The sequence below is a fragment of the Paenibacillus sp. FSL H7-0756 genome (genome assembly GCF_038006765.1).
Classification (GTDB): domain Bacteria; phylum Bacillota; class Bacilli; order Paenibacillales; family Paenibacillaceae; genus Paenibacillus_AQ.
On record NZ_JBBOVT010000001.1, the window covers coordinates 1,300,263 to 1,327,258 of the forward strand.

The window sequence follows — 26,996 nt, forward strand, 5'->3', positions numbered from 1 at the left end:
CGGGAGAATTCATGGACAAGCAACAACCAGAGAACGAAGGTATGCCTGCTGTACAGGGCAAGCAAACGGTGATCGGGGATTTCCATACGATTCTGGAGGAAGGAAAGGTCTGGCAGACGGGCGGCTTCAAGCTGCCGGACGGCTCGTTCTGGGCGTACCGTGAGCCGGAAGCGGTTGTGATCGTGCGTAACGGTTACCTGTACGTGCGGGCTCAGCTGAGCCGCCAGCATGATCAAGTGCAGATTCTGGATAATGCCAAGCATATGTACTATTCGGCCCAGCCGGTAGAGGTTCCGGAGGAAGGCGAAATCCGCTTCGAGCTCCAGATCCGCGCCCGCACGCAGGGCACGGCTCCGGGGGATCTGTATGACGGCTATGTGTCGCTGAATCTGCTGGATTTCACCACAGGCGCGGCGCTTGATTTCTTCGCGGGTAACGATAAATATGCAAGTGTGTACGGCATCCTTCCGTTCCCCGGGGTAACCGTACCCGAGACGGGGGGAACCAAATACTTCTGTATTTTCAAGGAGGATACGGACTTCAAGCCGCGTGAATTCAACACGTACGCCATCACCTACCACCGGGGCAATAATGAGGCTGTCTTCTATGTGAATGGGAATGAGGTGCGGCGCGAGCGGAATGTGCCCGTGAAATTCAACAGCTTCACCATCGCTCTGGGCATTATGACGGAGAAGGACCTGACCCCGGAAGGCAGCGTGTCGGCGCACGGACAGACGGTTATCGCTGAATGGTCGCCGGTTACCATTACAACTACCGCACAATAACGTGCTCATATGACTGATAAGGATGAATGGCTGTGAATCTAAGAACTTTCTTCAAGTTTGTCGAGCTGCCGACGAAGGTTGCCAGTATGCTCCCGCTGCTGCTGGGGACACTGTATGCCCTGTACCGGTTCGAGGACTTCTATATCCTGCGCTTCGTGCTGATGCTGGTGTCTCTCTTAAGCTTTGATATGGCAACAACAGCGATCAACAACTATTATGATTTCAAAAAGGCCGCCAAAACCCATGGCTACGGGTATGAGACCCATAATCCGATTGTCCGCTTCAAGCTGAAGGAGTCTACGGTGGTGGCGCTGATCGTCATTCTCCTTGTGCTGGCGGCAGGCGGGGGTATTGCCCTGGTATTCCAGACCGGACTGCTGGTGTTCCTGCTCGGGGGACTGTCCTTCCTGATCGGTATTCTGTACTCCTTCGGACCGATCCCCATCTCGCGGATGCCGCTCGGTGAGCTGTTCTCCGGGCTGTTCATGGGGTTCGTCATTATTTTCATCTCGGCCTATATTCATTCGGATCAGGCAGTGGTCACGCTGCTGCTGAAGGGCGAATGGATCAGCCTGCATATCAATTTCCTTGAGGTACTGTATCTGTTCTGGTTCTCCGTCCCGGCGATTCTGGGCATTGCCGGAATTATGCTGGCGAACAATATTTGCGATATTGAGGATGATATCGAGAACCGCAGATACACGCTGCCGGTGTACATCGGTCGGGAGAATGCACTGCTGCTGTGGAGGCTGCTCTATTATGTGTCTTTTGCCGATCTGATTGTGCTGGTGCTGCTCGGGGTCCATCCGGTCCTGGTCCTGCTGCTCCTGCTGACCCTGATTCCGCTGTGCCGCAATATTGCACGCTTCTATCAGGAGCAGCATAAAGGCACGACCTTCATTCTGGCGGTGAAGAATTTCGTGCTGATGAGTGCGGCAAGAATCCTTGTGCTGGGTATAGCTGTTATATGGGTTACACTAAGATAAGGAAGGTGATAACTTTGGCAGAGAAGCTTCGCTGGGGAATAATGGGCTGCGCGCAGATCGCTACAGGCTCGGTAATGCCGGCTATCCAGGAGTCCGAGACCGGGGTGATCCGGGCGGTGGCCAGCCGGGGACTCACGAAGAGCAGCAGCGTAGCCGCCGAATTCGGCATTGAGCAGGCTTACGGCAGCTATGAAGAGCTGCTTGCGGACCCGGAGGTGGATGCCGTCTACATTCCGCTTCCGAATCATCTGCACTGTGAATGGGTGATCCGCGCGGCTGAAGCCGGTAAGCATATCCTATGCGAGAAGCCGATTGCGCTGAACAGCCGTGAGGCGGGCGAGATGGTAGAGGCCTGCCGGAAGGCGGGCGTTCACTTGGCGGAGGCTTATATGTACCGCCATCATCCGCGCATCAATGAGCTGCAGGTGATTATCGCCAGCGGCGAGATCGGTGCAGTGCGTACCATCCGCGGCACGTTCACTTACAACGATGCTACGGATACCTCCAACATCCGCTTCAATGCTGCCTGGGGAGGCGGATCGCTCTACGATGTCGGCTGCTATCCGCTTACGGCCGCGCGGATGCTGTTCGGTACAGAGCCGGAGGCCGTAACCGTGCACGCGCTGTTCTCGCCGGAGCATGACAATGTAGATATGGTGGCCTCCGGGCTGGTGGAGTTCCCCGGCGGGAAGAGCCTGATCTTCGACTGCGGGATGTGGGCCTACAACCGCCAGCTGCTGGAGGTGCTCGGTACGCAGGGGCGGATCGAGATTCCGATGCCGTTCAATGCGAGATTCGATGATGCAGAGTTCTTCGTATACGGCGGCGGTGAGCCCCGGCGTGTCGCAGCCGTCGGAGCCAACCCTTACGTCCAGCAGGCCGACCATTTCGCCAGGGCAGTCTTCAGCGGCAAGCCATGGATTGCGGAGGAGGACCCGCTGCTGAATATGAGGCTGATCGAGAGCTGTCTGGAATCTGCCCGGAGGCGTGAGCGGATCCGCTTGGGGTAATTATTTGAGTTCATTTTCATAAACAGCGCCAAAAAGCAGCGATTCTTCCAACCGCGGAGGAATCGCTGCTTTTTGGTGTCTTTATATATCAGCAACCCCGGCTGTAGCTGCCGCCGTGCAGACTAAGGCCAGCGCAGCCCCAGCACTGGTGGTTAAAGCCGGACCGGCAGATTACAAACGCGGAGCTGTCTACGAGAGCACAGGCGGCGCAGGTTATTTATAATTTGCTGGTGCAATAGCAGCGCTTCCTCAGCAGCATAGCAAGTTCATCAAGGGGCTATCCCATACTAGCGGAGACAGGCCTCTATCTTCAAAAGCGGAAAGCAAATCGACCTCAAGCGTCACTTTTTTGATACCGCGAAGCAGAAAACGCCAGAAGCCCCGGTCGTCAAAGATGGCGTCGTCCAGCCGATGGACAGAAGCATTTACGACACGAACGAGGTGATGCTCTTGAATATCTTCTTCGAGATCCATTGGCAAGCAAAGTGGGTCCATGGTGTATATCCCGCTTAAACAGCGGAGAGAACGAAATGATTGTGGAAAAGCGGCAGCGGTCGCCTTGGTCTCCAGATTTTCACCGTTAAGGGGAATGTAAAAAAATCTGGAAAGCACAGCGATTGTAACAACGTTTCGTTCGCGGAGCGTCCTCACCGAGCGCAAACGTCCATCCAACTCCAAAACAAGGGAGTGTCCCAGCCATTGCATGGCTTATGGGACACCCCTTTTGCTGTTTTTCGGGTCGATGCAGAATTCCCGCTGCGATAAATCACAGGAATCAAGTGCTAAAATTTGCTAGAATAGGGTTAATGGTACTTTCTGTTGCCGGAAGGAAAAGTATGCTTACCGAAGGGGGAGAGACGTCAATGGGCTTAACGGAAGAGCCGGTGATCTCAATTGAGGGCTTGTGGATGAATTACAGTGACCGGATGGTGCTGCGGGGGATTGATCTGAAGGTATACCGCGGGCAGATTATCGGATATATCGGACCCAATGGGGCCGGTAAAAGCACGACAGTCAAGATTATGCTCGGGCTGGTGGACGGATATAACGGAACGATACGGATTTTTGGCAGGGATATCTCGGACGGGGATACAGCTTACAAAAGAAGGATCGGCTACGTACCCGAGGTGGCAGAGCTGTATGACAGCCTGACAGCGCGGGAGTATCTGACCTTCACCGGTGAACTGTATGGACTGAAGCAGGCCGATGCCGATGATAAGGCGCGGAAGCTGATGGGGCTGCTGGGTATGGAGAAGGCTTACGATATGCGGATTGCCTCGTACTCCAAGGGAATGAAGCAGAAGGTGCTGCTGATTGCCAGCATGCTGCACGACCCGGATATTCTGTTCCTGGATGAGCCGCTCAGCGGACTGGATGCCAACAGTGTCATGGTGGTTAAGGAGATCTTCGCCACGCTTGCCGCCAGGGGTAAGACGATCTTTTATTCCTCGCATATTATGGATGTGGTCGAGCGGATCAGCAGCCGGATCATCCTGCTGGACGGAGGAGATATTGTCGCAGACGGAACCTTCACACAGCTGCGGGAGCAGAGCCGGGAGGGGTCGCTGGAGGAGATTTTCAATCAGCTGACCGGGTTCGATCGATACAAGGATATTGCGGGTGAGTTCGTAGCCGTGATAGGTGAGGGTGCGGCGCATGAATGAATTCCGGATTCTGAAGCTGCTTGACCGGATACAGTGGATCTTTAAGGGCCTGGGAGCCGATTATGCGCTCATGCGCCGTATTCTTCAGGTGAAGCTGACGATGGATGGCAGACGGACACCTACCTTATTCTCCGGGTCGCAGAATTCCAAGCTGGATATGGAAGGCTCCCCTTTTAGAGTCCAGTGGCTCTATCTGCTGCTGGGGCTGATGCTGATCGCTATGGTCGCACCCAGAGATCATCATATGCTGATGATGAGTCTGCTGTTCAGTATAGTGATGTTCCTGATCACCACGACGCTGATCTCCGATTTCTCGACGGTAATGCTGGATTTACGTGACAAGAACATCCTCTTCTCCAAGCCGGTGGACCGCCGCACCTTGAACATGGCCAAGAGCTTACATATTCTGATCTATCTGCTGACCTTAACGCTGACCTTCACTGGTCCTTCACTGCTGTTCTCTCTATTCCGGCACGGGCCGGGCTTCTTCTTTGTGTACGCGGCTGAGATTCTGCTGATGGACGGATTCATTCTGGTATTCACTGCGCTAATCTATCTGCTGATTCTGAGGTTCTTTGACGGGGAAAAGCTCAAGGACATTATCAACTACGTACAGATTGTCCTGTCTGTGGCGGTAACTGTCGGTGCCCAGCTGGTAAGCCGGATATTCAATCTATCGGAGCTGGGCCTAGATTTCATTCCCGCTTGGTGGCATTTCCTGCTGGCGCCAGTCTGGTTCGGAGCGCCGTTCGAACTGCTGGGCGGCGGAACAGGCAGCCGCCCAGTGATTATTCTGACAGCGCTCTCTGTGGTGGTGCCTGCCGTAATGTTCGCGGCTTACATCCGGCTAATGCCGGTATTTGAACGCAGCCTTCAGAAGCTGGCTGAGCATGGCGCAGAGGGCCGGGATAGCGGGCGGCTTGCCCGGGTGCTGTCGGAGAGCGTGTGCCGGAACAAAGCGGAGGCCATGTTCTTCCGTTTCACCTGGTCGATGATGAAGAATGAACGCGAGTTCAAGCTCCGGGTATATCCGACCATCGGCTTCTCGCTGATCTTTCCCTTTATCTTCATCTTCAATCAGGTGTGGAGCGGCGATCTGGCCGGGATCAGAAGCTCCAAGTCCTTTCTGTTTATCTATTACAGCGCGCTGCTGCTGATGACAGTCGTGCAGATGGTCCGTTACTCGGCCAGCTATAAGGGGGCATGGATCTATCAGGTAATTCCTTTGCCGGGCAAGGGGCTGGTCTACCGGGGAATGCTGAAGGCAGCGGTCGTGAAGCTGCTGGTGCCGCTCTTTTTGCTGGAGGCGGCGGTGTTCATTGCTCTCTTAGGCTCCTGGATTATTGCAGATATGGCAGTTGTCCTGCTGGCTCTATTGCTGTATGCCGTGATTTGTTTCCTTACGTTCCCGAAGGCGCTTCCGTTCTCAGAGAAGTATGAGGCGGCGCAGCGGAAGGAATTCACCGGCAGTGCCTTTGTGCAGTTGTTCATTCTGGGGGGGCTTGCCGGAGTGCACTATGTCTTCACCCTGATTCCTGCAGGAATCTACATCTACATGGTAATTCTGGTAGCTGCAAATGCCTGGATTTGGCGCAGGGCCTTCCTGCCAGACACCTCCCGGGACAACGGATTTCCAACCCTCCGCGCAGGCGGCTGAGGACAAATATGGACAATTTTTGCCGGCGTTCGAAAAAGGCTCCAAGTTCCATTATTTACTTAGACAGCCCGGTAAATACAAGGTAAAATACAGCTAAAGTTAGTTTTCAGAGAATACCTGTAATCATTATATACTCTTCCATTTATCCGCTATTCGTATATTGATTTTTAACTTAAGATAGACGCTGAAACGACGCTGATACTATAACCAGTGAAGAGGTCAACTATGGATCAAATGGGAATCCACTATAATATCTGGATTGTTTTACTATCCTATGCGCTTGCTGCCGTTGCAGCGTATTCCGCGCTTAATCTGATTTCGCAGGTTTCCCATTCCGCGGGCCGGGTCAGACGTCTCTGGCTGCTCTCGGGTGCCGGTGTGCTTGGCGGCGGGATCTGGGCCATGCATTTTATCGGCATTATGGCCAGCCGGCTGCCGTTCAAGGTCAGCTACCATCCGGTGATGGCTGCAGTATCTCTCCTCATTATTATGTCCTCCTGTTATGCAACTCTGCAGATGGTTACGGCTCCCCGCCAGAGAAGCTGGCGGCTTCTTGCGGGCGGCGGCATACTCGGCAGCGGCATATCGTTCATGCATTATGCCGGAATGTCCTCCATGGAGATGGAGGACAAGATTCATTACAGGGCAATGGACCAGGCTGTATCGGTACTGATCGCCCTTGCCGCTTCCTACATCGGCATTCTAATGTTCCGCAGATTCAAGGATCATACGGGCTTCAGCCGCTGGAAGCTGTATTCGGCATTATTCATCGCTCTGGCGGTTACCGGTATGCATTATACGAGTCTGAGAGCAAGCGACCTGCATAATTACAGCTGGCAGGCATCTGCCCCGATACTGATGGAGACCGATGTGGTTCTGCTGACAGGGATTTCACTGGTTACCCTGTTCGTGCTGGCGATCTCCGGCGGGACTGTGTTTCTGGACAGAGATGTACTGGAGCGCATGGCCTATCATGACCCGCTCACCGAGCTGCCGAACCGGCATGGTCTGGAGCGCTACTTCAAGGATGATTTCTTCGGCGGGGTCTCCGGCGCCGTGTTTTTTGTTGATCTGGACCGCTTCAAATCGATTAATGATACGCTTGGGCACGATATTGGAGACTTGCTGCTGTGTGAGGTATCTGCCAGGCTGACCTGCTGTGTGGGCGGGAAGGGGAAGGTGTTCCGGCTTGGCGGGGATGAATTCCTGATTGCTATGCCGGATTGCACCGCCGCGGCAGCGGAGGAAGTGGCACAGCATATCCTCCAGGAGCTCAAGAAGGCTTACAGTATTGAAGGTAACGAATTGTACGTAACTGCGAGTGTGGGAATCAGCATGACTCCGGCGCACGGCACCGACCGTTCGGCGTTAATGAAGGCAGCTGATACGGCGCTCTATACCTCCAAGGATTCGGGCAAGAATAAATTCAGTGTGTTCGATCTGGAGATGAACCGTCATCAGGTCCGGCGGATGCTACTTGAGAAGGATCTGCGCAAGGCGCTGGCCCGCTCGGAATTCATGGTGGTCTACCAGCCCAAATGGGATTCGCTGCTGAATGTCACCGTGGGGCTTGAAGCGCTGCTGCGCTGGAGACATCCGGAGCATGGCGTCATCTCTCCGGGAGAGTTCATTCCGATCGCCGAGGAGACCGGCCTGATTGTTCCTATTACATACTGGATGCTGCATGAGGTGTGCGGACAGAATATGCTCTGGCATCAGGCGAAGGTCGCCAGTGTAGCAGTCTCGATTAATATGTCGGCGCGGATGTTTGAAGGCGGATGCCTGTATGAGGTAGTGGAAGAGGCTTTGTCGCGTTCAGGCCTTGCGCCGCATTTCCTTGAACTTGAGATTACTGAGTCGATTGCAATGAACAATATGGAAGAGACGGTTGCCCAGCTCTCCAAGCTGCGGGATCTCGGTGTGCGGGTATCCCTGGATGATTTCGGAACCGGTTTCTCTTCCCTCGGCAATCTGGATGAGATTCCAGTGAACACCCTGAAGATCGATCAGGTCTTCATCCGGAAGAGCAAGATGCATTCCAAGAAAGCGATCATCAGCAACATCATTGCCATTGCCAGCAATCTGAACATGGAGGTTGTGGCCGAGGGCGTGGAGACTACGGAGCAGATTGAGCTGCTGCAATCACTGGGCTGCCGGGTAATGCAGGGCTTCTACTACGGGCGTCCGATGCCGGTTAATGAATTAGGCCAATGGTTTATTGAGAATACGGCATAATGTTCCTGGGTGCTGTTGCACAAAAACCAGCTAATGGTATGTCAAGTCGAGCTTTTGAAGAACGTGTACATTTGATATACTGTAAAAAAGCATATCAAATAAACCTCCACGAAATGGAAGTTTATGGATGAAATCAATTAAAGAGTGTAGGGTTGCCCTTTCTTAAGCATAGCGTACACGTGATGGAGTAACTTGTTGGCGCAAGCGATCACGGCTACTTTGTGGGGCTTTCCTTCACTCTTTTTTCTGTCGTAATACTCCCTGAGACCAGGGTTTATTCCTCGTCGTAATCCGCATGTTACCGCCAAATACATCGCTCGTCGTAGTCGCTTGGAACCCCGTTTCGTGATCTTGTTCTGCGTAGCCACAAACTTCCCTGAACTGAAGACGCTTGGATCGATTCCGGCGTAGGCCACCAGTTGTTTGGGATGGCGAAACTGTGAAGCATCCCCGATTTCCGAAACAATGGCCGTGGCTAACTTTGTTCCGACCCCAGGGATGGATTCCAGAAGCTGAACTTCGTTCAGAGTTTGTGACAGTTCAAGGATCACTTTTTCGAGTTCTGTAAGTTGCTTTTGAAATTCACGAACAAGAGCCAGCAGGCTTCGCAGCGCCATCTCCAGACCATAAGGAACGCGCTGCACGGGATTATCCGCGATTGCGTTCTGTAGTGCTTCTACCTTGCGGTTCATCCAAGTTTCAGAGCGTGAAGCCTGGGTAGCCGCTTTCACCATGCCCATCCAAGCTTCTGGAGTCTGAGCCTTCACCCCTTCTGAAGTGAGACAAGCTTTTAGCAAGTTCAAGGAGGTTTTGGAATATAAGTCTTTAAACACACCCTCGTAACTCGGAAAGATCTGATCTACAAGTGTACGCATGTTCAGTTTGGCTTGAACGTACAAGCTTGTGATAAACTCATGCTCTCGGGTTAAGAACTGTAAGTCCACCAACGCTTCTTTCCGTCCAGGATAGGTAGACCAGTTTTCTTCCTGATAGTACAGCTCCCCTAAATGCCAGGCATCTGATGCGTCCGTTTTGACTTTACGCAAACCAGTTCTTCTTGCTCTCTGTGCCTGCAACGGATTGACGAGAATGACTTCATATCCAGCCTGTTGCAAATAGAACACCAGGATACGATGATAATGTCCGGTGGGTTCTAAAATAACGGCTGGCTTGTGGGTCGTCTTCTGCTCTAATTCCTCCAAGAGTTGTTTTAGCTTTTCAAACCCTTTAGGGGTATGAAGAATTTCTTGGACTCGTCCAAAAGGATAGTTCCGCTTAACAAATGCTTGGGCAACAGATTTTCCTTTGGCTACATCCATGCCAATAACAGTTTCATCTTCTCCTCCTCATTCGAATTCGCCGGTATTCCCACAATGGTTCCTACTCCACAGCTTCGCTTGTGATACGAGGTCAGGGCCTCAACCAGCTCAAACATGGTAGAAGGGGGCGGTGGGAGAACTGTTTTTAGTACGGGGTTTATCCCCAGAGGCTGTCACGTTCTCCCGGCTGCCTCCATCGTAAAACGGTTATTAAAAAAGGCCAACCAGTAATCTCTGGTTGACCTAATAATACGAAAGGCTGTCCTGGATGTGGAGGGTTGTTCCGCATCAGGGCAGCCTTTTTAGTTACTTAAGAATTGTATGCGAAAAAGCGAATACAATGGGTGCTGCTATGCCGGGGGAAGGGCCCCATGCTCTAAAGCCAGTAACATTTATAGAGAAATCTTGCAAGAAGTGCAAGATTGTTGCCCCATAGGAGCGGTCTATGCTGAAATCCTGCACGAATTGCAACAAATCCAGCGCTAACTTACTCTAAATACCAAAAATCCTGCAAATGATGCAACAATCCTCCATAGCCGGTAACATTTATAGAGAAATCCTGCAAAATGTGCAACAATGCTGCCCCTTACAAGCGGTCGGTGAGAGAAGGCGCGAGCATCCTTCACCCGCAGGGTGATTTTGTCTTGAAGAATGTATGATACTCCGGCCTAAATTTTGAAATTCTCGACCAATACCTGCAGCTTCTCTGCCAGGGAGGAGAGGAATGTAGCGGAGGATTCAACCTCCTGCATGGCCGCAAGCTGTTCCTGGGACGAGGCGGACAAGGTCTCCGCGCCCTCAGCTGTCTGATTGGAGACCGCCACGATCTTCTGGATCGAAGTGACAAGTCCCTCAGAGAGCAGGGCCAGCTCACGGACAGTGGCTGAAATCTGCTGGCTGTGGGAAGACATATCGGAGACGGACGACTCAATCTCGGAGAAGGAATGCCCGGCCGCTATAATCATTTCTTTGCCGTGATGCATCTCTTCCGTGGAGTGCTTCATGGTCTCTCCGGCCTTGTCCATCTGCTGGACAATCAGACTGACCAGCTCGCCGATCTGGCGGGCAGATCCGGCTGAACGTTCAGCCAGCTTGCGTACAGAGCCTGCGACAACGGCGAAGCCACGGCCCTCTTCTCCGGCCCGTGCAGCTTCAATCGCCGCATTGAGGGATAACAGGTTCGTCTCCTCGGCAATACTGGCTATGGTGCCGACAATATTCTCAATCTCTTTGGAATGGCTGCCGAGCGTCTCGATAATGCCGGAAAGATCCGAGATGCTTGCACCCACAATAGCCATCTGTGAAGTAGTCGAGTCCATAGATTCCCGGCCTGTCCGGGCCTTCTGGGAGTTGATGGCTGCCTGGTTCATTGCGCTGTCGGCATTGCCTGCAATTTCGGTAATGAAATGCGACATATCCTGCACGGCCTTGAAGCTGCCCTCCAGATTCTGCAGCTGGGTATGTGCCCCGTCGGCCAGTTCCAGCGTGACATTAACGCTGTGCTCTCCGGCCCGGTTAGTCTCCTGGGCGCTGGCGGACAGCTCCTGGGAGGAGGAGGCAACCAGCATGGACGTATCGTTGACCTGTGTAATCAGGTCACGCAGACTCAGGGTCATCGCATTGAAGTCGCGGGCAAGCTCGCCGATCTCGTCCTTGGCCTTGAAGAGCAGCGGTTCCCGGGTCAGATCTCCTTTGGCTACTGTGTTAACGGATGCGGACAGCTTGGTAAGCGGGCTGACCATCCGGCGGATCAGCAGATAGGCGGCGAGAATCGCAATAATCAGAATGGAGCTGCCGATCAGGAAGGGCTGGGTGATGATATCCATGGTCCGGGATTGAATTAAGGGGCCGTCGAAGTTAATCGCCATTAATGCAATGATGGGTTTGGTAGGGTCATGGTCCTGATAGATGGGGCCGTAGCCGGTTTTGAGGGAGGTGCCCTGATATGTATACACCTTCGAGTAGGCGGAATGCTTCATGGTGGTAATCATTTCTTTATCTTCATCAGAGAAGTAGAAGGGGTCTCCTGCTTTGTATCCCCGTTGTTTGAAGTTTTTGTCAGCGGCCAGTACCTTGCCGTCCAGCGAAAGAATGAAGGCTTCTTTGAAAATAGGCTTGTGATCACTGATCCATCCGATGCGGTCTTCAATCGCAGTCAGCTTGCTGGTATCCCCGGCAGCCAGAGCGGTTATGTCTGCAGGATCAATTAAGCCGGTAGTTATATTGGCGCAGCCTACCAATTCAATGCCTGCAGCTTCATCGATCTGTTTGTAAGCCGCATGATAACCGAAGAAGCCTATGGATGAACCAACCAACAGCAATACAATCAGCATCATCCATGTTAATTTTGTTGCCAATTTCATAACAAATATCACCAGCCCTGACTCTAAAAGATTAAGTGAATTATGGGGTCACTGCTACGATTATAGCGCATACGCTGCGGTTTGAGCATAAGTCAAAAAAAAGAATTTTTGTGTCGGAAAATGATGGATTATGTATAAAAAATCATTGAAAAGTAGGCGCGTATTCAAAAAATATTGTATGTCGGACCGGTATAATGGTACGCTTGAAGCAGAACAAACGGACTGGGAGCTGAAGGGATGTCACAAGAAGTCAATCCTTTGATCGAACGTGTGGGATTATCCATGTGGAAGGTTCAGCGCAGAATCATGTCGCAGATGTCAATGCATAAGGAATTGGGGCTGACTGTGCCGCAATTCGGGCTGTTGCATATGATCTTTCAGGAGCAGCAGGCACGGGTGATTCAGCTGGCGGACAAGATGGAAGTGAAATCCAGTGCAGTCACCGTCATGCTGGACCGGCTGGAGCTGCTGGAGCTGATCGCCCGCGTGACGGACGAGAATGACCGCAGAGCGGTAATCGTCACGATCACGGGCAAGGGACAAGAAGTGCTGGAAGAAGCACAGCGCCGGTCATTGCTGCTGCTGGAAGAGCATCTGGCCATTCTGGAGCCGGCAGAGCTGGAGAACTTCGCGGATTATTACCTCATGCTGGAGAATCAGGAGCGTTAACATAAGGATCACAAAGAAGCAGCGCTTCTCCCTTCAAGGAGAGGCGCTGCTTCTTGTCTTGTCTAGTCTGGCTATTCTGCGGCAGGCTCTTTGTCCGGCAATTGTGTAACATAGCTGTCAGACAGCTGGCGCAGCCGCAGAGCGCGGTTGTATTCATCCTCGTTGCCGGCCGGGGCAGTACCTCCGGTCGCCAGCGGATATTGGGTATTATCCTCGAAGCTGTTGCCCGGAATCAGCAGGGCAGAGCTGGAAATGAAGGAGCCGGTAGGCAGGTAATACCGCTGCGGCAGCAGATTGTAGGACTGGCTAAGCAGATCCTGGCCGAAATGGATGTTGTTATCCATCGATACCCCCAGCAGGCTGGCGGCCGTAGGCATAATATCGACTTCTCCGCCTACCTGCGCAAGCTTCTGCGGAGCAATTCCCTCACCATGGATGAGCAGCGGAATGTTGAGCATATTGGCGTAGCTGTAATCATATCCGTAGATTTCCTTCATTAGCTGCTTGTCGTCATGATCCAGCGAATAGATCGGCAGTCCCATATGGTCGCCGTAGACCATAACCAGACTGTTCTCCCATAATCCGCTCGCCTTCAGTTCATCTACAAACTGTCCGAAGGCATAGTCCGCATAGTTCTGCGACCGCACATAATCGCCGACAAAGGTTCCTTCATACCGCTCAGGAAGCTTCATCTTGTGCTTCTCTTCAGGAATAGTGAACGGGTGATGCGCCGACATGGAGATGACCTGAGCATAGAATGGCTGGCCCGCATCGCTCATTTCCTTCAGCTTCTCCGAGGATTTGCGGTAGAGCACCTCATCGGAAGCGCCGAAGAAGAAGGCATCCTCGTCACCGAAGAACTGGTGATCGTAATACTTTTGCCAGCCGAGGGCCTTGTACAACTCGCCCCGGTTCCAGAATTCCACTACATTGGTGTGGAACGTGGCTGTCTGATAGCCGTTGTCTCCCAGCAGACGGGGCAGGCTCGGAAGCTGCTTGTCAATATAAGACATGGTAGCCGCACCCTGCGGAGGAATATAGAAGGACGAATTGACCACGAATTCCGCATCGGAGGTGTTGCCCTGGCCGACCATCTGATAGAAGTTCGTGAAGTACAGGCTCTGTTCCATCAAGCGGTTCAGGTTAGGAGTAACCTCCTGGCCGTCTACCTTGAGACCCATCAGGAAGCTCTGGAAGGACTCCAGCTGGATGATAATCAGATTCTTGCCCTTGGCGACACCGGCATAAGCCGAGACTGCTGAAGGGTCGATGCCCTTGAGCTGGTTAATCGTGCTCTGTGTGATTTCACTGGCCTGGACCAGCTCGGTTTTATCTTTGGCAAAGATCGTGTATGCTTCATAATTAAGGATGCCCATCTCCTGGGCCTTTTTGATCTCATTCATGCTCGCCTTATTCGGAAGAATATTGAACAGGCAGAGTCCGAGCGAGACCGCGAACAGTACGACATGCACCGTCCGGCCACTGCGCCGGTTGATTTGATCTTTTTTATAATTGCGGCCGTTCTTGTTAATGAAGAAGTAGAATCCCAGCACAATGATGTCCGTGAAGATCAGCAGATAATAAGGGTCCATTAAGGAGAATACGCTGTTCTTGACGGCAGTGACCTGGTTCACCTGCTCGGCGGCATGGTAAGTGACAATGACCCCGTAATATTTGAAGTACATAATGGCGGCAAAAAAGATCGCGGTAACCAGCAGATTGACCGTCATGTAATACCCGAGCTTCCGTCTGGAAGCAAAGCGCTCAATCAGGAAAAACAGGGCCCAGACAAAGGGCAGCTCCGTCAATACGGATTGCCAGAACTTTAAATCATCAAAGATTACACCCCAGGCCAGCAGGCTTTTGAACAGAAAAAGAATGGAAAAGAACACAAATGGCTTAAGGAGCCATCGTTTTACAGTTTGGGATGACACAGCTTCGCCTTCTTTCTATAAAATGAACATGTTTCCCGGCTGAAAAGGAAACAGCAGCATGAGGACAGAAGAATACCATTATCAATAAAACTTATTATGAAGTGCCAGGGAAGGAATGTCAAAAATCAGAAGCTGCCGTATACTCCCTGAAGCGCGCGTAAACTACGGCTAGAACGAACCCGGCGCTGACCATTCCCTCAGGCGGGTTAATATCGGCGTTAAACGAAGAATATGAGCCATACGCAGCGGAAGCTGGCGGAAATTATTGGAGGTGGGGACGGATGGAGCATACAGAAATCACACTGTCCGTGAGGGCGCTTGTGGAATTTGCCTACAGCAGCGGCAGTCTGGAGCCGGGCTTCCGCAGCGGGGCTGCCATGGCGGAGGGGACGCGCAGCCATCAGCTGATCCAGAAGCAATACAAGGAAGGGGACCGCAAGGAGGTCTATTTGAAGACCGGAATTCCTTACGGGGATCTGCTGTTCCAGATTGACGGACGCTGCGACGGCCTGCTTACGGCAGAGGATGGGAGCCTGACGGTAGAGGAGATTAAGTCCATGGCCGGAATTCCGGACCCTGCATTTGAAGGGAAGGAGGTACACTGGGCCCAGGCTTACATGTACGCTTACATGCTGGCAACGGATCTTGAGCTTCCCTATATCCAGGTGAAGCTCACCTATGTGCAGCGGGGGAGCGAGGCGCAGTACAGTCTCTACCGGGAGATGTCCCGCGAAGCGCTGACGGCTTTTGCACTAGAGACCGTAAGCAGGTATGCGCCGTATGCCGAGATGATGGTCCATTACAAGGCGAAGAGAGGGGAGAGCATCGCGGCCCTGTCCTTTCCGTTCTCGGCCTACCGGCCCGGCCAGCGCCATTTCGCTGCCGCAGTCTACACCTCCATTGCTGAGGGGGCGAACCTCTTTGCCCAGGCACCGACAGGCATCGGCAAAACCATGTCCACCCTGTTCCCGGCGGTCAAAGCACTGGGCGAAGGCAAGGCGGCCGGTATCTTCTATCTGACCGCCAAGACGGTTACGCGGATCGCGGCGCAGGAGGCGGCCGCGATGCTGAACCGCCGCGGGCTGCATCTGCATGTCATTGCGCTGACGGCGAAGGAGAAGGCCTGCTTCCGGGAGGAGGGGATCTGCGGCACGGATTCCTGCGCTTATGCAGAGGGGTACTATGACCGGATCAACGGCGCGCTGATTGACATGCTGGAGCATGAGACGCTGATGACCCGGGAGACGATTGCCGGCTATGCCCATAAGCATCAGGTCTGCCCGTTTGAATTCTCGCTGGATGCCGCCTATGCCTGCGATGTTGTGATCTGCGACTACAATTATATCTACGACCCGCGCATCAGTCTGAAACGTATGTCCGAGGAACGTAAGAAGAACACAGTGCTGCTGGTGGATGAAGCGCACAATCTGGTAGACCGGGGCCGGGAGATGTATTCTGCCTCGCTTACCAAGGCCCCCTTCCTGGCGCTTAGCCGTGCCTACAAAACCGCGAATCCCCGGCTCGGCACTGCCGCCAAAGCAGTGAACGCATTCTTCATTGCGCTGCGCAAGAGCTGTAGTGACAAGGGGGCGGGAGAGTGGGCGGCCTATCCCGAGGAGCTGCCGGAGCTGCTGGAGAACTTCGCAGCCGAAGCCGAGCTGGAGCTGCTGAATCCCTCTTCTCCTGTAGGCTCTGCGCAGGCAGAGGAGGAAGGGGAGAACAGCCTGCTGGATACCTATTACGCGGTACAGGCGATGCTCCGCACCTTCAAAACCTACGATGAACGCTACATCACCTATGCCGAGGTGCGCAGCGGAGATGTGTATCTGAAGCTGTTCAATCTCGATCCGTCGCATCTGCTGCAGCAAATGGGCAAGAGCTTCCGCAGCCAGATTCTGTTCTCTGCGACTCTCTCGCCGCTCTCGTATTACAGGGATATGATCGGTGCGGGCGAGGAGGACTACAGTCTGAGCCTGGCCTCACCTTTTCACAAAGAGCAGTGGCAGGTATCTGTGCTGCCGGTATCCACCCGGTTTCATGACCGTGAGGCTTCTATACAGCCGCTTAGTGATGCGCTCAAAGGCCTGGTCTCTAAGAAGGGCAACTACCTGGTCTTCTTCCCCTCCTATCTCTACTTGAAGCATGTCTATGAGGTGTTCACTGAGAAGTACCCTGAAGTCCCCACGCTGCTGCAGGGCAGCGGGATGAGCGAGCCGGAGCGGGAGAGCTTCCTGGCGGCCTTCCGCCCGGATAACCCGGAGCCGCTGCTTGGCTTTGCCGTGCTGGGCGGTATTTTCTCGGAAGGGGTGGATCTGCCCGGCGACCGGTTGAACGGGGTGATGGTCGTAGGTGTCGGACTCCCGCAGGTGGGGCTGGAACGCAATCTGCTGCGGAGCTATTTCCAGTCACAGGGCAAGAACGGCTTCGATTATGCTTATATCTACCCGGGGATGTGCAAGGTGCAACAGGCCGGAGGACGGCTGATCCGCAGTGAGAGCGACAGCGGGGTCATTGTGCTCGCTGACGACCGCTTCATGCAGCAATCCTACAGGCAACTGCTTCCAGAGGAGTGGCAGGACTACTCTGTGATGACCTAAGCAGGTATAATCTTTGACAAGGCATTCACCAGACAACTCAGGAGGTAATGACATGACGCTTAATATCGGACTTGTTGGAACAGGCTGGTTCTCCAAGGTACATGCGGATTTGCTGGCGGGCATGGAGGATGTGTCGCTGAAGGCCGTTTGCGGCAGCAGCAAGCTTAAGGGAGAAGAGATGGCCCGCCCTTACGGGGCCGAAGGCTACGGGGAGATTACCGAGATGCTGGACAGCCACAAGCTGGATGCCGTCTACATCTGTGTGCCGCCACAATCGCACGGGGCGATTGAACGGGCGCTGATCCGTAGAGATATCCCCTTTTTTATCGAGAAGCCGTTAGGTTCAAGTACGGCCATTCCGGCAAGTCTGCTTGAGGATATCAAACAGCATCAGCTGCTGACCTCGGTAGGTTATCACTTCCGCTACCAGGAGAATATCCAGCGGCTGAAGCAGACGCTTGCCGGAGACAAGGTAGGGATGATTACCGGAGAATGGATGGGCGGAATGCCCGGCGTGGCGTGGTGGCGCAATCAGGAGCAGTCCGGCGGGCAATTCACGGAGCAGACGACGCATATTGTTGACCTGCTGCGTTATCTGGCCGGTGAGGTGACGGAGGTCTACGGCATGTTCGGCAACCGGATTATGCATGAGAAGCATGAAGGGGTGACTGTAGCCGATGTGGGCACCGTGTCGCTGAAGCTTGCAAGCGGCATTATCGCCAGCATCTCCAATACCTGTGTGCTGCCCGGTGAGGTGAACAAGGCCGGAATCAGCTTCTATAATGACAACGGCATGCTGGACTGGAACCCGGAGCGTCTTCTAGAGGTCCGCAGCGGGGACAGCAAGGAATACAGGAATACGGGCAACCCCTACGCGGTAGAGAGCGAGGCCTTCCTGTACGCTGTCCGCACTGGAGACCGCTCCCGTATTCTCAGCGATTATGAGGACGGGTACAAGACGCTGAAGGTAACCTGCGCCGCGTATGAATCTGCCCAGAGCGGATTGCCTGTGAAGCTGTAGGACTCTGTCTTAGGACCAGGGGGCTGCTTAATGAATGAACACGGCGATCATTGCAGGTGCCAGCCCGATGGAGAACAGCGCTGCCAGAATCATTGAGATACTGGAGATGGTGCCGGTCAGCGAGCTGAGCTCGAAGGCCTTGGAGGTGCCGGTGCCATGCGCTGCGGTGCCAAGCGAGACCCCGCGCGCCACTTCATTCTCAATGTGGAAGAGGCGCAGTACCGAAGGCCCCATCATCGTTCCAAGCACACCTGTGAGAATGACGAAGACTGCGGTGATGCTGGGAACTCCGCCTATGCTCTGAGAGATGCTCATGGCAATCGGCGTAGTTACCGAACGCGGGACCAGGCTGGTGGCGAGATCTCCGCTCAGGTGCATTAATTTGGCCAGCAGCATGGAAGACAGCACAGCCATTACCGTTCCTGACAGCACGCCTGCCGCAATTTCGGCGGCGTGCTTTTTGAGCAGCTTGAAGTTCTTGTGCAGCGGAATCGCGAAGGCGATGGTCGCCGGCTGAAGCAGGTCAGACAGCCATTTGCCGCCTGCATTGTAGGAATCATAAGAGCTGCCTGTGATTAACAGGAAGCCGATGATTACCAGCGGGGTGATGATCAGCGGAGAGGTATACATTTTGCCGCTGGCCGCATAGATCCGTTTGGTTATAACATATACCGTGATGGTAAGTCCAAGGAATAAGAGTCCAGTCATCATGAGCTTCTACGCTCCTTTACTTTATAGATCATACCTGTCAGCAGACCTGAGCTGGCCATGACAGCAAAGGTGCCCACGAGCACAACAGCCAGTACCTGCAGGCCGAAGGATTCGAGCAGCTTCGAATAGTTCATCACCCCGATAGCCGATGGAATGAAGAACAGCAGCAGCTCAGCCAGCAGCCACGAAGCTCCTGCCTCCACCCAGTTCAGACGGATCACGCCGGATTCGAGCAGCAGGAATAATAGAATCATCCCGATAATGCTTCCGGGAAGCGGAATATGCAGCAGTGAGGTTAATCCGTTAACCAGCAGGGAGAACACGGTTAGTCCGGCCACCTGCAGTAAGCCTAAGGCAATCTTTTTCATCATGATTACTTCCTTTCATCTCTTACTGAAATTTTACATCTAATTCTTTCATAGGTACAATGAATAGATTGAATATCTCACATTCTAATTGTCTATACATGGAGGGTGCCTAATGGATATCAGACAACTGGAGTATTTCGTGCAGGCCGCAAGGCTGAACAGCTTCTCCAGAGCCGCAGAATCGCTGTATATCACCCAGCCGACCATCAGCAAGATGATCCGTAATCTGGAGACGGAGCTGGGGGCAGATCTGTTCTACCGCGAGGGCAAAAGCATCCGCCTGACGGATGCCGGAGAGCTGCTGCTCATCAAGGCGCAGAACATTGTAGAGTCCTTTGCCAGCCTCTCCTCCGAGCTGGACAGCCTGCGCAATCTGAAGCATGGGCATATCCGAATCGGACTGCCGCCCATGGTGGGGGCGAGCTTCTTCCCGGCGGTCATAGGGGAGTTTCACCGCAAGTATCCCGAGGTGACGATCCGGCTGCATGAGGACGGGGCGAAAAAAGTGGAGGATGACGTAGAGTCCGGCCTGCTCGACATAGGAGCGATTGTGCTGCCGGTGGACCAGGCACGGTTCCATAGCTTCACCTTTGTGGAGGAGCGGCTGGAATTGCTGGTTCCCGCAGGCCATCGTCTGGACGGAGCGCAGCAGGTGCCGCTGAAAGAGCTGGCGGAAGAGGAGTTCGTCCTGTTCCGGGAGGACTTCGCCCTGCATGACCGGATCATCTCAGAATGTGTCAAAGCTGGCTTTCAGCCCAAGGTGGTCTACGAAAGCTCCCAGTGGGATTTGATCAGCCGCATGGTCGCCGCCGGGATGGGCATTGCGCTGCTGCCGGAGACCATCTGCCGGGATATCGACCGTTCGCGGATTGCAGTTATTCCCCTGACCGAGCCGGTGATTCCCTGGCAGCTGGGCATGATCTGGCGCAAGGACCGCTATCTGTCCTTTGCCGCCAGGGAGTGGATTACCTTTGCGATGAATGTACTTGGGGAACGTTATTCGCCGCCGGAGCCTCCGGAGGGTATATAAATAGCAGAGCTTATTTATACTTCCGCCGACATTTTTTTCTTTTTTTGCAAATTTTGTTTTTTGGCATCATGATTTATGATAGGGGAGAAGTTGATAGAGAGAAGGTGAGTAACTGTGAACCTTTACCAGAATTCTCCTGATGCCAATGGCCGGGATTACAGAGAAGATGAGCTGTTCCTTACTATAGAGAATTTAAGAAGCGAGCTGCTGGAGGTAGCCCAGGAACGGAGTCTGAGCGACCATGCAGTGCTGGAGCTTAGCCAGCGGCTGGATGGATATATTGTGATGGCCCAGAACCTGATGATGGAGAGCCTGCGCAGCCGCAAGAATGGAGCCGCGCCCTACGGCAAGAATAAGAAGAGCCAGCGGATCCGGAATCAGGCGGCTTTGCAGCAATAATTGATGGTGAATGTAATCATGGTCCTACTAATGTGGGGCCATTTTGTTGTGCTTTTCGTTGTGCTTTTCATAGTGTTGTCCTATAATGGCAATTAATAGAAGGATAACCTGAATGATGGATAGGGAGGTGCCGGGTGGAAGCGAAGCTGACTACATTACGTACGGAAATTGAGAAGAGTCTGTCCCGCTCGGGCCATAATCTTGCCTCATTTGCCAAAGTCTCCGGCCTGAACCGCGGCAGTCTCAGCGCCATTCTTCACGGCAATCCGCCGAAGCCCATCTCGCTGGGACAGCTGGATGCCATGATCCGGGCCTTTGGCTTCCCGGAAGGCTGGTTGTATCCGCTGTATGTGGATGAGTGCTTCAGTGAAGAGCGGATCTCCCGCCGCCGCATTGAGCCCTTCCTGGTCAAATGTGCCGAGATGGGCAAGCAGCAATGCATTGAAGAGGTCTTAAGGCGGATTATGGAATATCAGCGGCCGCTGGATATCATCTACAGGGTGGCAGAGAGGCTATTCTGCAGCGGAAAAGTACAGGAATCCATCGTGTTCTACAAGCTGATAGTAGACCATGAACAAGACAGCTATTCCGAGCGCATGGCGATTAGCCAGTACCGTATCTTCAAGTCGCTGCAGTCCACGCCCGATGTGGATATGGAGCAGAAGCTGCGCGCTGTAATCAGCTTCGAGCCGTACCGCGGGCTGCTTCCCGAGGAGATGCAGCTGGACGGGCTGCTGAAGCTGGCGAAGGTATGCTTCGCGCTGCACCGCTGGAAGGATGTTGAGAAATTCGCCGACGAGCTGAGGGCATTAGCCAGCGGAATCTACCGCGAGGAGCTGCGCCGCAGTAAGGGGAAGAGGGCAGAGGCCTTTCAGGCAGAACGTCCGCTGGTGGTCTATTACGGGCACGGTTATCTGCTGAAGGCATCGGCGCTTACCAAGCAAGGGGAGTATGAGCAGGCCAAGAAATATACCGCCGGGTATGCAGACCTGAGCTGGTTCGAGATGCTGGATGACGAGGGGCGCAGCAGTGTGGACAGCTTCAAGCTGTTTGCTACGGCCAACGGATTCACGCTGGAGATTCTGATGGGCAACATCTCTGTATTGCCGTCCTATATCGCTTTCTTGTCTGAGCATCCCGGCGAGATTCTGTCCGGCATGGTAATCATTATGGAGTCGGCCAACCGCTTCGGGTTCTCCGCTGATGCAGTGATGTCGCGCTTTTCCCGGGAGATGCTGCGCTTTGAACAATTCCAGGATACGATTAATGTAGACCGGGTGTACCGTCTCTATTATCAGATTGCGATCTACCATATCTCCCGCATGCAGTATACCAGGGGAATTGACTATATTCTTCATTGTCTGCGCCTGACCATCAGGCTGAACAGCGGCAAGGACTTTATTAATTGTGTAACCTTATTTGAAGTGAACAGAGACTACGCTTCGGATACCCAGCAGAATGCTTACCGGGAGCTGATCAGGGAGGTGAGAGCACATGAAGAGATCACTGTTGATGACGGCCAGCGTTTTGGTATTGTTTAGCTTCATTCTTGCGGGTACAGGAACAGACCAGAGGTCGAAGGTGAAAGGCTTTACCGCTGTTGAACACGGAGTGGAATTTTAGAGCAGATTAGAGCAGTTAATTGGATAGCTAAGAGAGACTCCCCGACCCTCTGTGTCGCGGGAGCGTTTGCGCGTGGTAATGTGAAATAAATTACATAGTAAGAGCATAATCAGGAATTGACAAATTGCAGGCACGAAAATATAATTAGGTAGCCTAATTAATACATGGTTTAATTATTTGGAAACCTAACTAAAAATGGGGTGGAAGCATTGGGATAAATCGCGAAGGTGAAAACTCAGTCGGACACAAGCTTTTCTCTGCACTTCGGAAGCTGCGCAAAGGGCATTGGCATCACTCGGTGGAGGGGCATAAGCCAAGTGAGATGACTTTACTGATATGTATTGCACGGGCGTCGCATGCTTCAGATCTGGGACTTAAGGTGTCGGAGATCAGCCGTTTCCTGGGACTGACTCCGCCAACGGTAACCCAGCTGATTAACAGCCTGGAAGCCAAGAAGATGGTAGAACGGCAGGCAGATCCGTCTGACCGCAGGGTAGTGCGCATCAAGTTGACCGAACAGGGGAAAATTATTACCCGCAAGGCCAGGGACCATATGGACGCCACACTTCACAGGATGGTGGAGTATTTAGGTGAGGAAGAATCTGATCAACTGGCGGAACTGCTGCTGAAAGTCTATGCCTTTATGGAGGATAATCCTCCGCCTAATCTAGACCGGCTACAAATGAACGGAGATGAGAAGCTTGATTAAATTAATGAAACAACTGAAGCCCTTCCGCTTGGCCGTCGCAGGGGTATTGATTCTGGTATTCCTGCAGTCCATGGGGGACCTGTATCTCCCCACCTTGATGAGTGACATTATCGATAAAGGGATTGTGGACGGAGACCAGCCGTATATCTGGAGAATCGGCGGCTTCATGCTGCTGGTGGCGGCCGGAGGCGTGCTGTGCTCTGTTATTGCCAGCTATCTGTCAGCCAGAGTGGCGGCCGGCTTCGGGAAGAATACCCGTTCCCGGGTGTTCAATCATGTGGAGAACTTTACGCTCCATGAATTCGATAAGCTGGGCACGGCCTCATTGATTACACGTACCACTAATGATATTACACAGGTTCAGACCGTCCTGACTATGATGCTCCGCATGATGGTCGGTGCCCCGATGATGATGATCGGCGGGATTATTATGGCGGTGTCGGAGGATGCCAAGCTCTCGCTGATCTTTGTGGTGGTGATTCCGCTGCTGGTCGGAGCGATATTTTTCATCGGAATGAAGGGGCTTCCGCTGTTCAAGGCGATCCAGATCAAGCTGGACAAATTAAATCTGGTGCTGCGCGAGCATCTGACCGGTATCCGCGTCATCCGCTCGTTCAACCGGATTGAGCATGAGAACAGACGGTTCAGTGCAGCGAACCGCGATCTTACCGATACGGCGATTAAAGTCAACAAGGTGATGGCGGGACTCATGCCGCTGATGATGATTGTCATGAACTTCTCGATGATTGCCATTCTGTATTACGGCGGAATCCGTATCGGCGACGGCGATCTGCAGGTGGGTTCCCTGATGGCATTCATTCAGTATGCGATGCAGATTATGTTCTCGCTGATCATGGTATCGATGATGTTCGTGCTCATTCCAAGAGCTTCAGCTTCAGCGCTGCGTATTAATGAAGTGCTGGATATGCAGCCTGAGATTAAGGACCCTACCTCTGCAGAACTGAAGACTACGGCTACAGCGACTCATGCGGACGGCCGTGACGAGATGCGCGGGTATGTGGAGTTTGACAATGTATCCTTCGCTTATCCGGGTGCGGAACAGGCGGCCTTGTCGGGAATTACCTTCAGTGCGCGCCCCGGTGAGATTACTGCTATTATCGGCGGAACCGGCTCAGGTAAGTCCACGCTGCTGAACATGATTCCGAGATTCTATGATGCTGTAGAGGGTACGGTAAGTGTGGACGGTGTGGATGTGCGCCAGATGACGCAGGAGGATCTGCGCAGCAAGATTGGTTATATTCCGCAAAAAGCCGTGCTGTTCACCGGTACCATCAACGAGAATATCCGTTACGGCAAAGAGGATGCTACCGAGGAAGAGATTCTTCATGCCGCCAAGGTGGCGCAGGCCTATGACTTCGTCTCGGCGATGAAGGAAGGCTTCGATTCAAGCATCTCCCAGGGGGGCGGCAACGTCTCCGGCGGCCAGAAGCAGCGCCTGTCGATCGCCCGTGCCCTCGTCCGCAAACCGGAGGTGTACCTGTTCGACGACAGCTTCTCCGCGCTGGACTTCAAGACGGATGCCAAGCTGCGGGCTGCTCTCAAGGAGGAGACTACGGAATCTACTGTCCTTATTGTGGCACAGCGGGTAAGCACGGTAATGGACGCAGACCGGATTATCGTACTGGATGAAGGTAAGATTGTCGGAATGGGTACGCACCGTGAGCTGCTGGACAACAATGAGGTGTACCGCGAGATCGTATCCTCGCAGCTGTCAGAGGAGGAAATAGCATGAGTGAACAGAACAAAGCAGCGAAGCCGGCGCAGGGCGGCAGACACGGCGGCTTCGGCGGCGGGCCGGGCGGCGGTCCCGGCATGAGAATGCCCGCCGAGAAGGCAAAGGATTTCAAGGGCACCCTGCGCCGCCTGGTCCGGTATTTGCGTCCGCGCCAGGTCCAGCTGATTATTGTATTCGTGATGGCGATTGCCAGTACCGTATTCAGTATTTTCAGCCCCAAGGTCATGGGGAAAGCAACGACCAAGCTTTTCGAAGGTGCTTATGGCAAGATGATGGGCGTGCCTGGAGCTAAGATTGATTTTGGCTATGTGAATGATATTCTGATCCTGCTGGCAGGCCTGTATCTGTTCAGTGCGCTGTTCAGTTATATCCAGCAGTATGTAATGGCCGGTGTGGCACAGAAGGTTGTATACGATATGCGCGAGCAGATCAACAGCAAGCTGGAGCGGCTGCCGCTGAAATATTTCGATTCCCGGACCCACGGGGAGATTCTCAGCCGGGCGACCAATGATGTGGACAACATCAGTACTACCCTGCAGCAGAGCTTGACCCAGCTTATCACCTCCATAGTGACGATTGTCGGGGTTATTGTGATGATGCTGACAATCAGCCCATGGCTGACCCTGATTACGATTGTTACGTTGCCGCTGAGCTTCGTAGTGATTATGCTGGTCACCAAGCGCTCCCAGACCTATTTCGTCGGACAGCAGAAATCGCTGGGCCAGCTGAATGGTCATGTGGAGGAGATGTATACCGGGCACCGGATCATCAAGGCTTTTGGACGGGAAAAGAACTCCCTGAAGGACTTCAATACCATCAATGAGGACCTGTATAACTCCGGCTGGCGCTCCCAGTTCATCTCCGGGATTATTATGCCGCTGATGATGTTCATCGGGAACCTGGGGTATGTGCTGGTGTGTGTGGTCGGCGGGATCTTCGTGACCAAAAAAGCGATCGATGTCGGCGACATCCAGGCGTTCATCCAGTATTCGCGCCAGTTCACCATGCCGATTACGCAGACCGCGAATATCGCCAACATCATCCAGTCCACCATCGCTTCGGCAGAACGTGTATTTGAACTGCTGGATGAGGAAGAGGAAGTCCCTGAAACGGCAGCTACACTGGCGAAACGTTCAGCAGATGCAGAAGAGGGCTCTGTGGAATTCCGTCACGTGCAGTTCGGCTACAAGCCGGGTGAACTCCTGATTGAAGACATGAACATCGAAGTCACTCCTGGACAGACCATCGCAATTGTAGGACCAACCGGAGCCGGCAAAACCACGCTGATCAACCTGCTCATGCGCTTCTATGAGATCAGCGGCGGGGAGATTGTGATCGACGGTGTGAACATCACCGATATGAAGCGCAGCGAGCTGCGCAGCAAATTCGGTATGGTGCTCCAGGATACCTGGCTGTTCAACGGGACCATCCGCGATAATATCGCTTACGGCCGGGAAGGGGCTACGGAGGCTGATGTGGTGCGGGCAGCCAAGGCTGCGCATGCCGATCACTTCATCCGTACGCTGCCGCTCGGGTATGACACGATTCTGAATGAAGAGGCCTCCAACATCTCCCAGGGTCAAAAGCAGCTGCTGACCATCGCCCGGGCGATTCTGGCCGATCCGTCCATCCTTATTCTGGATGAAGCAACCAGCAGCGTAGATACGCGCACAGAAGTGCAGATCCAGAAGGCGATGAACACGCTGATGCACGGCAGAACCAGCTTCGTGATCGCTCACCGCCTGTCCACCATCAAGGACGCCGATCTGATCCTGGTGATGAACCAGGGCAGTGTCATTGAGAAGGGCACCCATGTGGAACTGCTGGAAGCCGGCGGCTTCTATGCCGATCTCTATAACAGCCAGTTCTCCGGGGATGACCTGCCGGACGCAGGCTGATCTGAATTTGTAATAGAATAGTCCTCTGAATACAGCCGGCTGTAGACCACAGCCAACTATAACCAGCGTTCATGCAGAGCGTCTTCGGACATTCTCTGTATGAACGCTTTTTTTTGCAACTAACCGAACTAGGTCAACCCCCCCTTCATTCCTGCCCAAAATACAACAATTCCCGTATTCAATCCACCGAAATCGGGAATTGTTGTATAGAAGGCATAATCCATCGCCTATACACCGGGTATAACTCAAAGTTCCTGTATTT

Annotated in this window: 21 protein-coding genes; 15 read left to right on the forward strand and 6 right to left on the reverse strand. The window is 53.4% G+C overall.

Going from position 1 to position 26,996, the window contains the following annotated elements:
- The first annotated feature begins 11 nt into the window (after window positions 1-11).
- The 3 genes from NST04_RS05820 to NST04_RS05830 are packed head-to-tail and all read left to right on the forward strand — an operon-like array spanning window position 12 to window position 2,781.
- Complete coding sequence (locus NST04_RS05820) at window positions 12-785, forward strand: DUF6081 family protein (protein ID WP_341183531.1); 774 nt, start codon at window positions 12-14, stop codon at window positions 783-785.
- A 32-nt stretch (window positions 786-817) separates the two neighbouring features.
- Complete coding sequence (locus NST04_RS05825) at window positions 818-1,771, forward strand: 1,4-dihydroxy-2-naphthoate polyprenyltransferase (RefSeq protein ID WP_341183532.1); 954 nt, start codon at window positions 818-820, stop codon at window positions 1,769-1,771.
- 14 nt (window positions 1,772-1,785) lie between these two features.
- Window positions 1,786-2,781: a Gfo/Idh/MocA family protein gene (locus NST04_RS05830; protein WP_341183533.1), complete on the forward strand. Its 996-nt coding sequence runs from the start codon at window positions 1,786-1,788 to the stop codon at window positions 2,779-2,781.
- A 249-nt stretch (window positions 2,782-3,030) separates the two neighbouring features.
- Here NST04_RS05830 and NST04_RS05835 read toward each other — a convergent pair whose 3' ends face one another.
- Window positions 3,031-3,486 (reverse strand): hypothetical protein, encoded by a 456-nt coding sequence (locus tag NST04_RS05835; RefSeq protein WP_341183534.1) that lies wholly within the window; start codon window positions 3,484-3,486, stop codon window positions 3,031-3,033.
- Window positions 3,487-3,644: 158 nt separating this feature from the next.
- Here NST04_RS05835 and NST04_RS05840 point away from each other — a divergent pair, with 158 nt between their 5' ends.
- The 3 genes from NST04_RS05840 to NST04_RS05850 all read left to right on the forward strand — a co-directional run bounded on the left by NST04_RS05840 (window position 3,645) and on the right by NST04_RS05850 (window position 8,337).
- Window positions 3,645-4,445 (forward strand): ABC transporter ATP-binding protein, encoded by an 801-nt coding sequence (locus NST04_RS05840; protein WP_341183535.1) that lies wholly within the window; start codon window positions 3,645-3,647, stop codon window positions 4,443-4,445.
- Window positions 4,438-6,102: a hypothetical protein gene (locus tag NST04_RS05845; RefSeq protein ID WP_341183536.1), complete on the forward strand. Its 1,665-nt coding sequence runs from the start codon at window positions 4,438-4,440 to the stop codon at window positions 6,100-6,102. The genes NST04_RS05840 and NST04_RS05845 overlap by 8 nt, the downstream gene beginning before the upstream one ends.
- A 225-nt stretch (window positions 6,103-6,327) precedes the next feature.
- Entirely contained in the window at window positions 6,328-8,337 is a 2,010-nt protein-coding gene (locus NST04_RS05850) for a putative bifunctional diguanylate cyclase/phosphodiesterase (protein WP_341183537.1), read from the forward strand.
- 137 nt (window positions 8,338-8,474) lie between these two features.
- On the opposite strand, the gene NST04_RS05855 is transcribed toward NST04_RS05850, so the two are convergent.
- Both NST04_RS05855 and NST04_RS05860 read right to left on the reverse strand, forming a co-directional pair.
- A complete protein-coding gene (locus NST04_RS05855) occupies window positions 8,475-9,656 on the reverse strand; it encodes an IS110 family transposase (RefSeq protein WP_341183538.1) in 1,182 nt (393 codons plus the stop codon).
- 668 nt (window positions 9,657-10,324) lie between these two features.
- Window positions 10,325-12,019 carry a methyl-accepting chemotaxis protein gene (locus NST04_RS05860; protein ID WP_341183539.1) on the reverse strand — a complete coding sequence of 565 codons (1,695 nt, stop codon included), beginning with the start codon at window positions 12,017-12,019 and terminating at the stop codon, window positions 10,325-10,327.
- Between the two features lie 237 nt (window positions 12,020-12,256).
- Between NST04_RS05860 and NST04_RS05865 the strand changes: the two genes are divergently transcribed.
- On the forward strand, window positions 12,257-12,688 hold the full coding sequence (locus tag NST04_RS05865; RefSeq protein WP_341183540.1) for a MarR family winged helix-turn-helix transcriptional regulator: 432 nt from the start codon (window positions 12,257-12,259) through the stop codon (window positions 12,686-12,688).
- 71 nt (window positions 12,689-12,759) lie between these two features.
- Here the strand turns inward: NST04_RS05865 and NST04_RS05870 are convergent, their stop codons facing one another.
- Window positions 12,760-14,622 (reverse strand): LTA synthase family protein, encoded by a 1,863-nt coding sequence (locus NST04_RS05870; RefSeq protein ID WP_341183541.1) that lies wholly within the window; start codon window positions 14,620-14,622, stop codon window positions 12,760-12,762.
- 281 nt (window positions 14,623-14,903) lie between these two features.
- Between NST04_RS05870 and NST04_RS05875 the strand changes: the two genes are divergently transcribed.
- Complete coding sequence (locus tag NST04_RS05875; RefSeq protein ID WP_341183542.1) at window positions 14,904-17,219, forward strand: ATP-dependent DNA helicase; 2,316 nt, start codon at window positions 14,904-14,906, stop codon at window positions 17,217-17,219.
- 52 nt (window positions 17,220-17,271) lie between these two features.
- Window positions 17,272-18,240, forward strand: coding sequence for a Gfo/Idh/MocA family protein (locus tag NST04_RS05880; protein ID WP_341183543.1), 969 nt, complete (start codon window positions 17,272-17,274; stop codon window positions 18,238-18,240).
- A 27-nt stretch (window positions 18,241-18,267) separates the two neighbouring features.
- Here the strand turns inward: NST04_RS05880 and NST04_RS05885 are convergent, their stop codons facing one another.
- Window positions 18,268-18,948, reverse strand: a complete 681-nt coding sequence (locus NST04_RS05885) for a CidB/LrgB family autolysis modulator (RefSeq protein WP_341185186.1) — start codon at window positions 18,946-18,948, stop codon at window positions 18,268-18,270.
- Entirely contained in the window at window positions 18,948-19,319 is a 372-nt protein-coding gene (locus tag NST04_RS05890; RefSeq protein WP_036728241.1) for a CidA/LrgA family protein, read from the reverse strand. Before NST04_RS05890 ends, NST04_RS05885 begins: the two co-directional genes overlap by 1 nt.
- A gap of 112 nt (window positions 19,320-19,431) precedes the next feature.
- Between NST04_RS05890 and cidR the strand changes: the two genes are divergently transcribed.
- The 6 genes from cidR (at window position 19,432) to NST04_RS05920 (ending at window position 26,734) form a co-directional block, all read left to right on the forward strand.
- Entirely contained in the window at window positions 19,432-20,349 is a 918-nt protein-coding gene (gene cidR, locus NST04_RS05895) for a cidABC operon transcriptional activator CidR (RefSeq protein ID WP_341183544.1), read from the forward strand.
- Between the two features lie 114 nt (window positions 20,350-20,463).
- Window positions 20,464-20,748 (forward strand): aspartyl-phosphate phosphatase Spo0E family protein, encoded by a 285-nt coding sequence (locus NST04_RS05900; RefSeq protein WP_341016056.1) that lies wholly within the window; start codon window positions 20,464-20,466, stop codon window positions 20,746-20,748.
- A 134-nt stretch (window positions 20,749-20,882) separates the two neighbouring features.
- Complete coding sequence (locus NST04_RS05905) at window positions 20,883-22,289, forward strand: DNA-binding protein (protein WP_341183545.1); 1,407 nt, start codon at window positions 20,883-20,885, stop codon at window positions 22,287-22,289.
- A gap of 404 nt (window positions 22,290-22,693) precedes the next feature.
- The gene (locus NST04_RS05910; protein WP_341183546.1) at window positions 22,694-23,080 is read left to right on the forward strand and encodes a MarR family winged helix-turn-helix transcriptional regulator; all 387 of its coding nucleotides are present in this window, start codon (window positions 22,694-22,696) and stop codon (window positions 23,078-23,080) included.
- Complete coding sequence (locus NST04_RS05915) at window positions 23,073-24,833, forward strand: ABC transporter ATP-binding protein (protein WP_341183547.1); 1,761 nt, start codon at window positions 23,073-23,075, stop codon at window positions 24,831-24,833. The genes NST04_RS05910 and NST04_RS05915 overlap by 8 nt, the downstream gene beginning before the upstream one ends.
- Window positions 24,830-26,734: an ABC transporter ATP-binding protein gene (locus NST04_RS05920; protein ID WP_341183548.1), complete on the forward strand. Its 1,905-nt coding sequence runs from the start codon at window positions 24,830-24,832 to the stop codon at window positions 26,732-26,734. The genes NST04_RS05915 and NST04_RS05920 overlap by 4 nt, the downstream gene beginning before the upstream one ends.
- The last annotated feature ends 262 nt before the right edge of the window (window positions 26,735-26,996 follow it).